Raw genomic sequence first — 13,944 nt, forward strand, 5'->3', positions numbered from 1 at the left:
CTCTGAATCCGCAGACATGATGGCCGCACTTGAAAAATGAAACGTGCTTCCGGTGGATCTCTCGCTCTAATCGGTGCCCGTGTTAAAACAAACGACCTTTGTTTCAGACATCTCTCTGACAGAGGCTTCGACGCCTTCTCTTCCTATTCCGGATCGGTTTCTTCCACCAAACGGCGCGGTATCGACGCGGAAATCGGTGGAACCATTGATCACAACGGTGCCGCACTTCAAATCAGTCGAAGCGCGCAGTGCATAATCAAGATTCTTCGTGAAAATTCCAGCCTGGAGGCCATAGTGGGAATCGTTCGCGAGGTGGATTGCATGGTCGAAATCATCGGCGCGCTGGATGACGGTCACAGGCCCGTATACTTCTTCACGACAAAGCGAGTCGTCTGACCGAGTGTTTTCGATCACAGTGGGTCGATAAAAACTCCCCGCATGCTCGCCGCCGGTCAGTACCCGAGCACCTCGCTCAGTCGCTGCGTAAACCATCTGATTGACCCGCTCGATGGCTGCCCGATTGATCAGCGGGCCCATGTCCGTTGTTTCGTCGAGCTTGCTACCCGTTACGATATGACGCGATCCGTCGACGAACCGCTCGCGAACCTCTTCGTAGATGGGCGTTTCGACGATGAGGCGCTGGACGTGAAGGCAGTTTTGGCCGGCAGCCCAGTAGGCGCCGGACAAACAATCAGGAATGGCAAGGGACAGATCTGCGTCGCGAAGGAGGATCGTTGCAGCATTACTCCCGAGTTCCATTGCAAGTTTCTTTACGCCGGCAGCTTTCGCGATGCTCGTCCCCGTCGCGTACCCTCCAGTGAAAGTGATCATATTGATGCGCTCGTCGGAAACCATCGCCGAACCTACTGTGCGGCCTGGTCCCGTTAAGACCTGGAGTTGACCGGCCGGAAGCCCCGCTTCCTCAAAGCATTGCGCCAGCATCAAACTGGTGAGCGGTGTGGCCGAGTGGGGCTTGAGAAGAACGGCGTTTCCGCTGGCGATTGCCGGGCCGACTTTATGAGCGACAAGATTCAGAGGATCGTTAAAAGGCGTTATGGCAAGGACGACGCCTATCGGTTCGCGCATCACGTAACCGGTTCGACCGCTACCGTGAGGCTGGCGATCGAACGTTATGCTGTCATGACCGACGGCCCCTGCATGATCCGCGCAGAACGATAAAGTCTGGATGGCGCGTGTGACCTCACGCCTCGCCTCCTTGATCGTTTTTATTCCCTCGCTAGCGATCGATGTCGCAAAACTATCGAATCGCTCCTCCAGCAATATGGACACGCTTCGCAGAACGTCAGCCCGGCGATAGGTGGGAACGCGGCGCGCGGCCGGTGCCCCAACGTTATGGGCGAAATCGATGGCGCGTTCGACGTCGGAATCACTGGCGAACGGTACGACATCCAAAATGTCGAGATTCTCTGGATTCCGCACTTCAAAAACGCCGTGTCCCTCGCTCCACTCGCCAGCTACGTACATTTTCATATGATGTTTCTCTTTGACAGATCCAAACTCAATTCACCCGATCGATCTACTCAGTGCGCCGAACTCAATACGCCCCAGGCGCTAGATGCGCGGTAAGGTACGTTTCCTTGTCGGGATATTCCTGCGATATCGCGTTCACCCACGCGTTACGCTCTGCGTTTATCACCACTTCCTCCCATACGCAGCTAGCGAAAGGCTGCGTGACGGGCTTGAAAGAACTGCCGGGCAATCCATCGTTTGAAGAAAGTAGCTGGCAGCGGATATCCGTGTTGGCCCACCAGTTCAACAGTAGCCAGGTAGCGTCCTTTCCTGCGTGAATGACGACGAACCCAACCTTCTCGGAGCCTCCTGCTTCATCGATCTCAGGCGTGCGATTCCGTACATGTTCGAAAGCTGCCTCCAGGACACCGCCTTCTAGCCCGTTGGGGCTCACGCTGATGCCGTAGACCTTCAGGTCGATCGCGTCGAGATTCCAGATTCCATGGAAAGTGAAATGCCGCGGCCGATAGCATCCCAGGCTGTGAGTAGCGGACGCACCTTGCGCATCCCGCTGGGCGTGAATCAAAGGTGGCGCCTTGATCTTTCTGAAGGCGTTTTTCGAAAAAAGCTTGCCGTCCCGGAAACGCAGTAAGTCACATCCGATGGATACTTCCTCGCTGCCATCGGCTTGCCTGAAGCGGTAAGTCCAAGTCTGGAACCCGACATCGCCGACGATCGCGATATCGTCGATGCGGACTTCAGAACCTGCGTCGTAGGCGAACATTGCGCTCAACCCGTCGCGGAGCTCCGTCGATGTCTTCCAGGTCGAGCCGGGCTCGGGGCCAACGGAAGACGAGTAAACGAAGTCCGGATGAACGGTTTCGAGCACGGTATCCGGATCATGCGTTGCCCACGCGGAAAGGAAGCGATCCAGCGCTGCCCGGTTCTGGTCGGAAGTGTCGGTCATGTCATTCTGCCGGTGTCGTTAGGGTGTATTCATGTTAGTTCGATGTGGACCTATACTTGAGACCATTCAGAAGCGGACCATAAGGCCATTACATGAAAACGCGGGATGCCACGTGGTTGTCTTTGTTCGAGCGGGACGAAAACTCGCATTTGTCTTTGACGGAAAGAATCTGCAGTACCGTGCGAGGCGCCGTGGGGGCCGGTTACTTGGGTTCGGGTGACAGGCTGCCTGCCAGCCGCGTGCTCGCGATTGATCTGCAGGTGTCTCGCATCACCGTGGAAGCCGCCTACGGCCGGTTGGAGGCTGAGGGCTATGTCGTTAGACGGGTGGGCGATGGGACGTTTGTCGCACTGACGATGCCCTCGACCGACGCGCGCCGCAAATCGGGAAGGCTGATACAAGCGCAACTCTCTCGGCGGGGGAGCGAATTGGTTGCGACAGGAGGCTGCGTGGATGCGAGAGTCGCTCATGCATTCACAGCGGGTTTTCCCGACTTACCGGCTTTTCCTCATGAAATCTGGCGCAGGATCGCGGCGAGGAAACTGAGATCCGATCCCATGATTGCGATGGGTTATGGCGATCCTCAGGGTTTGCCGGAACTGAGATCTGCGATTTCAAGCTATCTGTTTCAGTACCGCAACGTTCAATGCAGTCCGGAGCAGATCGTTGTCACGACGAGTTCTCAGCAGGCCCTGACGTTGATCTTTACGCTTTTGATCGACCCGGGAGACCCTGTTTGGGTCGAGGATCCTTGTTATACGGGCGCATACACCGCGCTCGTCAGTGCGGGGGCAGCCGTGGTTGGCATTCCGGTCGATGAGAAAGGGATATGCGTGCCGCCTGCCTCGGAACGTCCCGCACCGAAGATTGCTTATCTAACCCCGGGCCATCAATATCCGACCGGCGCTATCTTGTCGATGGAAAGACGGATGCAGATCGTGACCGATGCATTTCTCCAGAACACATGGATCGTGGAGGATGACTACGACAGTGAGTTTCGCTACGACGCACAGGCATTGCCGTCGCTACAGGGGCTCGACAAGCGGGGACGCGTCATCTACGTCGGTACTTTCTCGAAGTCGATGTTTCCGTCGCTGCGTATAGGCTACATGGTTCTCCCGCCAGGCCTGGTTGCCTCTTTCGTCACGGCAAGAACGACGCAAGATGGGCACCCGCCGTACCTTTCTCAGGCAATCGCGGCGGAGTTCATTGCGGAGGGACACTTCACGGCGCATATACGGCAAATGCGCCGGCTCTACACGAGTCGATGCGACTGTCTTCTCGAGTCGTTGGCCGAACATGTTCCGCGAGTATGGAGAACTTCGCCGGAACGAGCCGGCTTGCAAGTTACCGTCTGCGCGGACGTGCCGTCGGACTTGAACGTGGCACGCGATGCGAAAAAAGCAGGACTCGAGCTTGCCTGCCTTTCGCCCTTATATATCGGTGATTCTGCTCGGCAGGGCTGGATGCTTGGATTTTCCGCACTCGATAATGCTTCGATCAGGGCCGGCGCCAAAAAGCTGGGACGTCTGCTCGATGGTCGAGCCTGAACAATCCTTGAAGCGTTATGTGGCAAGGCATATCGGCGCATCCCCTCGTTACTTCTCCAACTCGACGAACAGCCAATCCTGAAAGCTGCGCAACTTCGGCAAATCGGCGCGCGATTTGAGTAAGTTCAACGTATAGCCTTGCACCTTCAATCCTTCCAAGCCGAGCGGCGCCACGAGTCGCCCCGATTCGAGCTCTCGTTGCGCGAGCAACAAACTCTCGAGACACACCCCTAAGCCGTCGACGGCAGCGCTGATCGACATGAATGAGCGATCGAAGCGCGGGCCGCGCGTGATATCGAGCGGGATCTTGCGATGCAGCCGCATCCAATCGCGCCAACCGACCAAACAGCCTTCGCTGTGAATGAGTGCGTGCTCGCGCAAATCGGCGACACGCGCGATCGGATGCGGGCCCTGCGCAAGCGCGGGAGCGCACAAGGGCACGACGGTTTCCGGCGGCAGTTCGAGCACCATCGTACCGGGCGGCTGCAGCTTGCGCGCGCCATATCGGATATCGACGTCGACGCTCTCGGAGACGAGGTCCACCGCGCCCGTGGAGGCGTTGAGCCGCACGTCGATGTCCGGGTGCAATGAACTGAAGCGAGCCAGGCGCGGCATCAGCCATTGCGTGGCGAAGCTCGGCGTGCAGTGGATCGTGAGGATGTCGCTTTTCTCCACGCGGCCGATCTCGCGCGTCGCATGTTCGATCCGCGTGAATGCCGCCGTGATTTCTTCTGCATATTGCCGGCCCGAGTCGGTCAGGATTGCCGCGCGGTGCACGCGATGGAACAGTTTGATGTTCAACTGCTCCTCGAGAAGCTTGATCTGATGACTGACCGCCGACGGCGTCACGAAGAGTTCTTCGGCCGCAAGCGCAAACGACGAGAGGCGCGCCGCGGCCTCGAATGCCTGGATCGACTTGAGCGTGATGCGATTGTGCATTGCAGCGTCAACATGAATTGAATTCAACGATAGGGGCATCGTAATTCGTTTGAGCGCAGCAATTCAAGCCGTTACGCTTTCTTCACTGGCGATGACTGCGGCGAAAGGGCTCGCAAGACCACCAGTGCAAAGCGAGCACAGGCACGTTGCCGCTCGCATTCGGCAATCGAAAGCGCCCGCGCATGAGATGCGCGGACCGCCAAAGGAGGACATAGTGACTAGGAGCGACAGCGGACGTCACGCTTATCTCGCACAGTGCGCGTACCGCATCCGGCGCAACGCAGTGCGGATGGGCGAGGTGCAGGGGCAAGGCTACATCGCGCAGGCACTCGATATTGCGGACGTCCTGGCGGTCGCATACTGCGACGCGCTGAGGCTCAAGCCCGAAGATCCGGAATGGGAGGAGCGCGATCGCTTTCTGCTTTCCAACGGCCACTACGCCATCGCGCTCTATGCCGCCCTGATCGAGGCCGGCATCATTCCCGAAGCGGAATTGGAAACCTATGGCAGCGACGACAGCCGCCTGCCGATGTCGGGGATGGCGAGCTACACACCGGGCATGGAGATGTCGGGCGGCTCGCTCGGGCAAGGCCTCGCGATTGCGGTCGGCCGCTGCCTCGGGCTCAAGCGCAAGGGTTCCGGCTCACTCGTCTATACGCTGTTTTCAGACGGCGAACTCGATGAGGGATCTGTATGGGAAGCGATCATGTCGGCGGCGCATTGGAAGCTCGACAATTTGATCGGCATCGTCGACGTGAACAATCAGCAGGCGGACGGGCCCTCGAGCCAAATCATGGCGTTCGAGCCGCTCGTCGACAAGCTCGAAGCATTCGGCTGGTACGTGCAGCGCGTGAACGGCAACGATCTGGCCGCCGTCATCGATGCGTTCGATGCGGCGCGCGCCCATGCCGGACAACGTCCCCGAATGATCGTTTGCGATACGAAGATGGGGAGCGGCGTGCCGTTCCTCGAGGCACGCGAGAAGAATCACTTCATTCGCGTCGAACCCCACGAGTGGCAACTGGCATTGGCGGCGCTCGACGCCGGGAGGCCCGCATGAGCACAACTGCGTCGAAACCGCGGATGAAGACGTCCGCGATGATCGCCTCGATTGCGGGCGAAGGGCAAAAGACACGTTCGGCGCCGTTCGGGCATGCGCTCGTCGAACTGGCGCGAGAACGCGGCAACGTGGTGGGCATGACCGCCGATCTCGGCAAGTACACGGACTTGCACATTTTTGCGAAGGCATACCCCGAGCGGTTCTACCAAATGGGCATGGCCGAGCAATTGCTGTTCGGCGCGGCTGCCGGCATGGCGCACGAGGGCGCGTTGCCGTTCGTGACGACCTATGCGGTGTTCGCGGCGCGCCGTGCCTACGATTTCATTCATCAGGCCATTGCCGAGGACAACCTCGACGTCAAAATCGCCTGCGCCTTGCCGGGCTTGACGACGGGGTATGGGCCCAGCCATCAAGCCGCCGAGGATTTGGCGCTGTTCCGTGCGATGCCGAACCTCACCGTGATCGATCCGTGCGATGCAATCGACATCGAGCAGATGGTGCCGGCGATGGCGGACCATCGAGGCCCCGTGTATGCGCGGCTCTTGCGCGGCAACGTGCCCGTCGTGCTCGACGAGTACGACTACCGCTTCGAAATCGGCAAGGCGAAGATGCTGCGCGATGGAGCGGACGTGCTCATCGTCTCGTCGGGAATCATGACCATGCGTGCGCTCGAAGTTGCCAAAGCGCTCGAGTTCGATCGAATCGGGGTGGGTGTATTGCATGTGCCGACGATCAAGCCGCTCGATACGGTCGCGATTCTGCGCGAGGCCAAGCGCAGCGGGCGTCTCGTCGTCGTCGCCGAAAACCATACCGTGATCGGCGGCCTGGGCGAAGCGGTCGCTACGCTGCTGCTCGCCAACGGCGTGACGCCGCCGTTCCGACAGATCGGCCTGCCCGACGCCTTTCTCGACGCGGGCGCGCTACCCACGCTGCACGACCGCTATCGCATCTCGACCACGGCAATTGCCGACACGATCAAGGTTTGGCTTCGCTGAAACCGACTCGATGCGTCGGCGCATTCAATCCATTCAATCGCCAATTAGTTAGGAGAACTACATGTCTGAAGCACGTCTGCTCGAAGGCAAAGTCGCCGTTATTTCGGGTGCGGCATCGCCGCGCGGCATCGGTCTGGCCACCGCGCGCATGTTCGCACGGCACGGTGCCCGCGTCGCCATCCTCGACCTGAACAAGGCCGACGCGTCCGAGGCTGCGGCCTCGCTCGGCGAAGCGCATCGCGGCTATGCCTGCGACGTCACGGATCGCGACGCGTGTCAGGTGGCCGTCGAGCGCATCGTCGGCGAGTTCGACCGGATCGACATCCTCGTGAACAACGCGGGCATCACGCAGCCGGCCAAACTGCTCGATATCGATGCCGCCGGCTGGGACCGCATCCTCGACGTCAATCTGCGCGGCGTGCTTTACCTCTCGCAGGCCGTCATCCCCCAGATGAAAAAGCAGCGCTCGGGCTCGATTGCCTGCATGTCATCGGTGTCGGCGCAGCGCGGCGGCGGTATTCTGGGCGGCCCGCATTACTCGGCCGCGAAAGCCGGTGTGCTGGGCTTGGCCAAAGCGATGGCGCGCGAGTTCGGTAACGACGGTATTCGCGTCAATTGCGTCACGCCGGGATTGATCCAAACCGACATCAATGCGGGCAAGATCAGCGAGGAAAAGCGCGTCGAGATTCTCGCCGGCATTCCGCTGAACCGGCTCGGCGTGGCCGACGACGTCGCGGGCGCGTTTTTGTTCCTCGCGTCGGAGCTATCCTCGTATATCACCGGCGCGGTGATCGATGTCAACGGCGGCATGCTGATTCACGGCTGAGCGCGCGTATTCCCGGCAGCAAATCGGCGCGCTCGACTGTGCGCCGACTCTCGACGAAAACTAAAAAACGACCCACACCATGTTGGAGGAGCAGATCATGACGACGGATTCGAACACGAAGAACGGGATGGACCGCCGCGCGTTTCTGAAAGCGGGGGCGGCGCTGTCGGCCGCGGTGCCGCTCTTGGGCGTGGCGCGTAAGGCATCGGCGGCGCCGCAGTTTTCGTACAAGCTGGCAACGGGACAAGATCCGACCCACCCGGTCAACGTGCGCGCCAAGCAGGCGGCCGATCGCATCTTGAAGGCATCGGGCGGGCGGCTCGAAATACGCGTTTTCCCGAGCAACCAGCTCGGCTCCGATACGGATCTGTTGTCGCAGATCCGCAATGGCGGCGTCGATTTCATCAACATGGCGGCCTCCGTCATGTCGACGCTCGTGCCCGCGGCCGGGATCGCGAACACGGGCTTCGCCTTCCCGGATTACGATCACGTCTGGAAGGCGATGGACGGCGACCTCGGCAAGTACATTCGCGGCCAGATCGAAAAGGTGGGGATGTTGACGATCTCGCGGCCGTGGGACAACGGCTTTCGGCAGATCACGTCGTCGTCGAAACCGATTCGGACTCCTGACGATCTGCGCGGCTTCAAAATCCGCGTGCCCGTCGCGCCGATGATGATCTCGCTGTTCCGCGCGCTGCAAGCGGGGCCGACTCCGATCAATTTCAACGAACTCTATTCGGCGCTGCAAACGCATCTCGTCGACGGCCAGGAAAACCCACTGCCGATCATCGCCACGGCCAAGCTCTATGAAGTGCAGAAATACGTGAGCCTGACGAGCCATGTGTGGGACAGCTATTGGATTCTCGGCAATCCGGCCTCGTTCAAGCGCTTGCCGCCGGACCTCCAAACGATCGTGCAGCACGAGTTCGACCGTGCCGCGCTGGAGGAGCGGGCCGACATCGCGAGCTTGAACGACTCGCTCGCGCAAAGTCTTTCGGCGAAGGGCTTGCAGGTACTCGACGTGGATAAGCAGGCGTTTCGCGCTCAATTGCGCAAGACGAGCTTCTACAAGGATTGGCGCGCGAAGTTCGGCGACCAAGCATGGGCGCTGCTGCAAAACACAACCGGAGCATTGGCATGACCGGCGTACTGTCTTTCGGCGAGCATCGTCCGCCCGTATGGCAATTGCGATGCGACACGGTGCTCGGCTGGATCGTCGAATTGCCGGCGGCGCTCGTCGTGCTGGCCGAGGTGGTCGTGCTGCTCGCCGGCGTCATCTCGCGCTTCGTGTTCGGCTATGCGCTCGTATGGGGCGACGAACTGGCTTCGATCTTGTTTCTCTGGCTGGCGATGCTCGGCTCCGCCGTTGCGTTGCGTCGTGGCGACCACATGAGAATGACGGTGATCGCACATCGTCTGCCGCCCGCGTGGCGCGCATTCGCTGAAGCGCTCGCCATCGGCGCGCCGTGCGTGTTCCTTGCGATCATGCTTGGGCCATCGATCGACTACGCACAAAATCAGTGGGTCGTGCAAACGCCGGTCATGGGGCTGTCCGACACCGTGCGCGTGGCTGCGGTGCCGGTCGGCAGCGTGCTCATGCTGGCCATTTGCGGTGTGCGGCTCGCGAGTCATCGGTGGCGCGAATTGGCCGGTGCACTCGGCACGCTCGCCGTGATCGCGCTCGCGCTCTATCTCGCGAGAGATTGGATCTGGTCGATCGGCAATTGGAGCCTCGTGATCTTCTTCGGGGTGCTGCTTGCCTGCGGCGTGCTCGGTGGCTTGCCGATCGCGTTCTGCTTTGGGCTCTCGACGGTGGCATGCCTGCTCGGCACGACCACCACGCCGCTGGCCGTCATCACCGGTCAGATGAATGAAGGCATGAGTTCGCTCGTGCTGCTGGCCGTGCCGCTGTTCGTGCTACTCGGGCAACTGATCGAGATGACGCGGATGGCGAACGCGATGGTCGCGTTCCTCGCTTCGTTGCTCGGGCACGTCAAAGGCGGCCTGTCGTTCGTGCTGATCGGCGCGATGGTGCTCGTATCGGGCATCTCGGGCGCAAAGACGGCGGACATGGCTGCCGTCGCCCCCGTGCTGTTCCCCGAAATGAAGAAGCGAGGCATTCCGGAGGGCGAGCTCGTATCGCTGCTTGCCGCCTGCGGCGCGATGGCCGAGACGATTCCGCCTTCGCTCGTGTTGATCATCATTGGCTCCGTGACCGGCGTGTCGATCGCGGCATTGTTCACGGGCGGCCTGTTGCCGGGCCTGGTGCTGGCGGTCGCGCTCGGCGCGATCGCGCGACGGCGCACCGGTGACTTGGCCGGCAAGACACCCCGCGCAAGCGCCAAAACGGTGATGCGAACGTTCATCGTAGCCGTGCCCGCGCTGGTGCTGCCGGTGTTGATCCGCTTTGCCGTGGCCGACGGCGTGGCCACGGCCACCGAAGTGTCGACGATCGGCATTGCCTATACGGTCGTCGTCGGCTTGCTCGTCTATCGCCACTTCGATTGGCGGCGCATTTACCCGATGCTCGTCGAGACGGCATCGCTGTCCGGCGCGATCTTGCTGATCATCGGCGCGGCGACGGCGATGGCGTGGGCGCTTACGCAAGCGAGTTTTTCGCAGGCGCTGGCGCAGGCCATGGCGCATATGCCGGGCGGCTCGTGGGGCTTCCTGTTCATCTCCGTCATCGCGTTCATCGTGCTCGGCAGCGTGCTCGAAGGCATTCCCGCGATGGTTCTGTTCGGGGCGCTGTTGTTTCCGATCGCGCGTCAAGCGGGCATCAATGAGGTGCATTACGCGATTACCGTGATTCTCGCGATGGGCATCGGCTTGTTCACACCGCCTTTCGGATTGGGCTATTACGCAGCATGCACGATTGGGCGCGTCGATCCCAATGCGGGCCTGCGGCGGATCTGGCCGTATCTCGGCGCGCTCGTCGTCGGCCTCGCGGCGGTCACGGCGATTCCTTGGATTTCCACGGGCTTCTTGAGTTGATGCGAGCGAGACTTCGCACGCGCATCGATTCCTTTCCCTCTCCCTTACGTTGCCGGCAGCGGCCCTGAAACAGGGCCGCGCGGAGGATGCTTTTGCTATGACGACTATGGATACCCCCCCGTTGGCCAACGCGATCCGGTTTCTTGCCATCGACGCGATACTGCGTGCCGGCGAAGGACACCAGGGCGTGCCGCTCGGAATGGCCGAAATCGCAACGGCGCTGTTTACGCGCCATCTGAAATTCAATGCGAGCGATCCCACTTGGCCCGATCGCGATCGATTCGTGTTGTCGAACGGCCACGGTTCGATGCTCCTGTATGCATTGCTGTACTTGACCGGCTATGAACGGGTGGGGCTCGACGAGATCAAATCGTTCCGAGAGCTAGGTGCGCATTGCGCAGGGCACCCCGAATACGACCGGGCATCGGGCATCGAAGTGACGACGGGGCCACTCGGGCAAGGCATCGCGAATGCACTCGGTATGGCGATCGCCGAAGCCTATCTCGCGGCGAAATTCGGCCGCGAGGTCGTCGATCACTACACCTACGCGTTCGTCGGAGACGGTTGTCTGCAAGAGGGCGTCGGTCAGGAAATGATTTCGCTCGCGGGTCATTTGCAACTGGGCAAGCTCATTCTGTGTTGGGACGACAACCGCATCACCGATGACGGCAGCACAACGCTGTCGATCAGCGAGGACGTGGGCGAGCGCTTTCGCGTCGCGGGCTGGCACGTGCAGGAGGTCGACGGTCATGACGTCGAGGCGGTGTCCGCGGCGCTGACGCTCGCGCGCAAAGACCCGCGGCCGTCGATGATTGCGTGCCGGACGGTCATCGGCCGCGGCATCGCGCGCCTCGAAGGCCAGCGCGGCGGGCATAGCGGACGCTTGTTCGCCTCGGACGCCGACGATGCCCGAACGCGGCTCGCATGGCCACACGCCGAATTCGACGTACCATCCGCAACGCTCGACGCATGGCGTGCGGCGGGGCGACGAAGCGAAGCCGAATACCGCCAGTGGCAGGCGCGCGTTGCAGCGTTGCCTGCAAACGATCGAGCCGAGTTCGAGCGCGTGATGGCCGGCGCATTGCCCGACGACTGGCACCAGGTACTCGACACCTATCGCCGCCGCGCGATCGAATGCGATGAAGCTGCGCCGGGCATCATGATTTCAGCCGACATCAACGACTTGCTCGCATCGTGCTTGCCCGAGCGCGTCGTGAGCTGCGCCGATCTCGAAGCGCCGACGGGACACAAGCGTCAATTGCAGGCGTTCACGGCGCAAGATCGCGCCGGGGCCTACGTGCACTGCGGCGTGCGCGAACATCTGATGGGCTCGATGGCCAACGGCATGGCCGCGCACGGCGGCGTCATTCCGCTGGCGGTGACGTATCTCGCGTTCTCGGACTATGAGCGTCCGGCGATGCGCATGGCCGCGCTCATGGGTTTGCCCGTGAAATTCGTGTTCAGTCACGACTCGATCGGCGTGGGCAAGAACGGCCCGACGCATCAACCGGTGGAAATCCTGGCGTCGCTGCGCGCGATGCCGAACATGCTCGTGATGCGCCCGGCGGATGCGGTCGAAGCTGCCGAATGCTGGGAGGTCGCGCTCGAGCATCGCACGGGGCCGAGCACGTTGGTATTCGCGCGTCAGTCGCTACGTCCCGTTCGACGCGAGCATGTGCCGCAGAATCTCAGCCGCAAGGGCGCTTACGTACTCGCGCAGGCCGAAGGCGGACCGCGCCGCGTCACGCTGCTGGCCAGCGGTTCGGAGGTCGTCGTCGCGCTCGATGCACGGCTGCAATTGCAGGCTGCGGGGATCGCGACGGCAGTCGTCTCGATGCCGTGTTGGGAGCAATTCGATCTGCAAGACGCGGCTTATCGCGCGTCCGTACTCGGTCCGGGCACCGTTCGCGTAGCCGTCGAGGCCGCGGTTCGATTCGGTTGGGATCGCTATCTCGGCGAACGCGGCGGTTTCGTCGGAATGACCGGATTCGGCGCGTCGGGGCCCGCCGATGCGCTCTACGAACATTTCGGCATCACGGCCAAGCACGTTGCAGCGGAAGCGATTCGCCTCATTAATTTAGGATAACTAAGTAGTTATTAGCACATGCACAAGATCGTCTTTCTCGACCGGGCCACGCTGGCACCGCATATCCATCTGCGCTCGCCGTCCTTTGCGCACGAATTGATCGAATATGACCGCACCGCTGCAAACGAGGTAGCCGAGCGGCTGGCGGGCGCCACGATCGTCATCACCAACAAGGTTGCGTTGCCGGGCGAGGTATTGAGCGCGTTGCCGGATCTGATGTTCGTTGCAGTCGCGGCGACGGGCACGGATTGCGTGGACAAAGCCGCGTGCCGGCGGCTCGGCGTCGTCGTGAGCAATATCCGCGGCTATGCCGTCAACACTGTTCCCGAGCATACATTCGCGCTCATGCTCGCCCTGCGCCGCAATCTCGTCGCCTATCGCGACGACGTGCTGGCGGGCGAGTGGCAGAAGTCCGGGCAGTTTTGCTTTTTCAACCATGCGATCCGCGATCTTGCGGGCGCTCGTCTCGGGATCATCGGCGAAGGCGTGCTCGGGCAACGCGTGGCGGAAATCGCGAAGGCGTTCGGAATGTTGCCGATGTTCGCCGCGCACAAGGGGCGGGAAGGGCAGGGCAGACTCTATACGCCGTGGGACGAATTCCTTGCGACGAGCGACATCGTCACGCTGCATAGCCCGCTCACGGAAACCACGCGCAACATGCTGGCGCTGCCCGAGTTTCGCGCGATGAAGCGGCGGCCGTTGATCATCAACACGGGGCGGGGCGGTTTGGTCAACGAAGCCGATCTCGTCACGGCGCTCGACGAGGGGCTCATCAGCGGCGCGGGGTTCGACGTTGCCGATGGCGAGCCGCCGTCGGTAACCAGCCCGCTCATGCGTGCGGCGTCGCGCGGCAACGTGATCTTGACGCCCCATGTCGCGTGGGCGTCGGACGAGGCGCAACAGGCGCTGGCCGATCAATTGGTCGATAACATCGAACGATTCGTCGAAGGCGCACCGACGAACCTAGTTTGAGAGTGGCGAAGCCAATTGTATTAACATCGAGCGCGGCAGTGATAGACGGCCGCGCTCGATTCGCCCATGCGGCGAGCGTGATACG

The 13,944-nt window shown here is 61.4% G+C and carries 11 protein-coding genes; 8 read left to right on the plus strand and 3 right to left on the minus strand.

The window, feature by feature from the left end; all coding sequences use genetic code 11:
- Window positions 1-66 precede the first annotated feature (66 nt).
- Window positions 67-1,491, minus strand: coding sequence for an aldehyde dehydrogenase family protein (locus J3485_RS22440; protein ID WP_206956510.1), 1,425 nt, complete (start codon window positions 1,489-1,491; stop codon window positions 67-69).
- Window positions 1,492-1,555: 64 nt separating this feature from the next.
- On the minus strand, window positions 1,556-2,437 hold the full coding sequence (locus tag J3485_RS22445) for a nuclear transport factor 2 family protein (RefSeq protein ID WP_206956511.1): 882 nt from the start codon (window positions 2,435-2,437) through the stop codon (window positions 1,556-1,558).
- Between the two features lie 92 nt (window positions 2,438-2,529).
- Here J3485_RS22445 and pdxR point away from each other — a divergent pair, with 92 nt between their 5' ends.
- Window positions 2,530-3,987, plus strand: coding sequence for a MocR-like pyridoxine biosynthesis transcription factor PdxR (gene pdxR / locus J3485_RS22450; RefSeq protein ID WP_206956512.1), 1,458 nt, complete (start codon window positions 2,530-2,532; stop codon window positions 3,985-3,987).
- Between the two features lie 48 nt (window positions 3,988-4,035).
- Here pdxR and gcvA read toward each other — a convergent pair whose 3' ends face one another.
- Window positions 4,036-4,926, minus strand: a complete 891-nt coding sequence (gene gcvA / locus J3485_RS22455) for a transcriptional regulator GcvA (RefSeq protein WP_206956513.1) — start codon at window positions 4,924-4,926, stop codon at window positions 4,036-4,038.
- A 214-nt stretch (window positions 4,927-5,140) separates the two neighbouring features.
- On the opposite strand from gcvA, the gene J3485_RS22460 reads away from it, so the two are divergent.
- The 7 genes from J3485_RS22460 (at window position 5,141) to J3485_RS22490 (ending at window position 13,859) form a co-directional block, all read left to right on the plus strand.
- Window positions 5,141-5,986: a transketolase gene (locus tag J3485_RS22460; RefSeq protein ID WP_374192459.1), complete on the plus strand. Its 846-nt coding sequence runs from the start codon at window positions 5,141-5,143 to the stop codon at window positions 5,984-5,986.
- A complete protein-coding gene (locus J3485_RS22465) occupies window positions 5,983-6,981 on the plus strand; it encodes a transketolase family protein (RefSeq protein ID WP_206956515.1) in 999 nt (332 codons plus the stop codon). The genes J3485_RS22460 and J3485_RS22465 overlap by 4 nt, the downstream gene beginning before the upstream one ends.
- Before the next feature lie 61 nt (window positions 6,982-7,042).
- Entirely contained in the window at window positions 7,043-7,807 is a 765-nt protein-coding gene (locus tag J3485_RS22470) for an SDR family NAD(P)-dependent oxidoreductase (protein WP_206956516.1), read from the plus strand.
- A 97-nt stretch (window positions 7,808-7,904) separates the two neighbouring features.
- On the plus strand, window positions 7,905-8,948 hold the full coding sequence (locus J3485_RS22475; protein ID WP_206956517.1) for a TRAP transporter substrate-binding protein: 1,044 nt from the start codon (window positions 7,905-7,907) through the stop codon (window positions 8,946-8,948).
- Window positions 8,945-10,801, plus strand: a complete 1,857-nt coding sequence (locus J3485_RS22480) for a TRAP transporter large permease (protein ID WP_206956518.1) — start codon at window positions 8,945-8,947, stop codon at window positions 10,799-10,801. The genes J3485_RS22475 and J3485_RS22480 overlap by 4 nt, the downstream gene beginning before the upstream one ends.
- A gap of 97 nt (window positions 10,802-10,898) precedes the next feature.
- Window positions 10,899-12,887, plus strand: a complete 1,989-nt coding sequence (gene tkt / locus J3485_RS22485) for a transketolase (protein WP_206956519.1) — start codon at window positions 10,899-10,901, stop codon at window positions 12,885-12,887.
- Between the two features lie 18 nt (window positions 12,888-12,905).
- Window positions 12,906-13,859 carry a D-2-hydroxyacid dehydrogenase gene (locus tag J3485_RS22490; RefSeq protein ID WP_206956520.1) on the plus strand — a complete coding sequence of 318 codons (954 nt, stop codon included), beginning with the start codon at window positions 12,906-12,908 and terminating at the stop codon, window positions 13,857-13,859.
- Window positions 13,860-13,944: the final 85 nt, after the last annotated feature.

This window comes from Trinickia acidisoli, assembly GCF_017315725.1.
GTDB lineage: Bacteria > Pseudomonadota > Gammaproteobacteria > Burkholderiales > Burkholderiaceae > Trinickia > Trinickia acidisoli.

What these genes read in the sequence shown, in the direction of transcription:
- J3485_RS22440 (WP_206956510.1), bottom strand. Translation starts at nt 1,491, where the DNA reads ATGAAAATGTACGTAGCTGGCGAGTGGAGCGAGGGACACGGCGTTTTT.
- J3485_RS22445 (WP_206956511.1), bottom strand. Translation starts at nt 2,437, where the DNA reads ATGACCGACACTTCCGACCAGAACCGGGCAGCGCTGGATCGCTTCCTT.
- pdxR (WP_206956512.1), top strand. Translation starts at nt 2,530, where the DNA reads ATGAAAACGCGGGATGCCACGTGGTTGTCTTTGTTCGAGCGGGACGAA.
- gcvA (WP_206956513.1), bottom strand. Translation starts at nt 4,926, where the DNA reads ATGCACAATCGCATCACGCTCAAGTCGATCCAGGCATTCGAGGCCGCG.
- J3485_RS22465 (WP_206956515.1), top strand. Translation starts at nt 5,983, where the DNA reads ATGAGCACAACTGCGTCGAAACCGCGGATGAAGACGTCCGCGATGATC.
- J3485_RS22470 (WP_206956516.1), top strand. Translation starts at nt 7,043, where the DNA reads ATGTCTGAAGCACGTCTGCTCGAAGGCAAAGTCGCCGTTATTTCGGGT.
- J3485_RS22475 (WP_206956517.1), top strand. Translation starts at nt 7,905, where the DNA reads ATGACGACGGATTCGAACACGAAGAACGGGATGGACCGCCGCGCGTTT.
- J3485_RS22480 (WP_206956518.1), top strand. Translation starts at nt 8,945, where the DNA reads ATGACCGGCGTACTGTCTTTCGGCGAGCATCGTCCGCCCGTATGGCAA.
- tkt (WP_206956519.1), top strand. Translation starts at nt 10,899, where the DNA reads ATGACGACTATGGATACCCCCCCGTTGGCCAACGCGATCCGGTTTCTT.
- J3485_RS22490 (WP_206956520.1), top strand. Translation starts at nt 12,906, where the DNA reads ATGCACAAGATCGTCTTTCTCGACCGGGCCACGCTGGCACCGCATATC.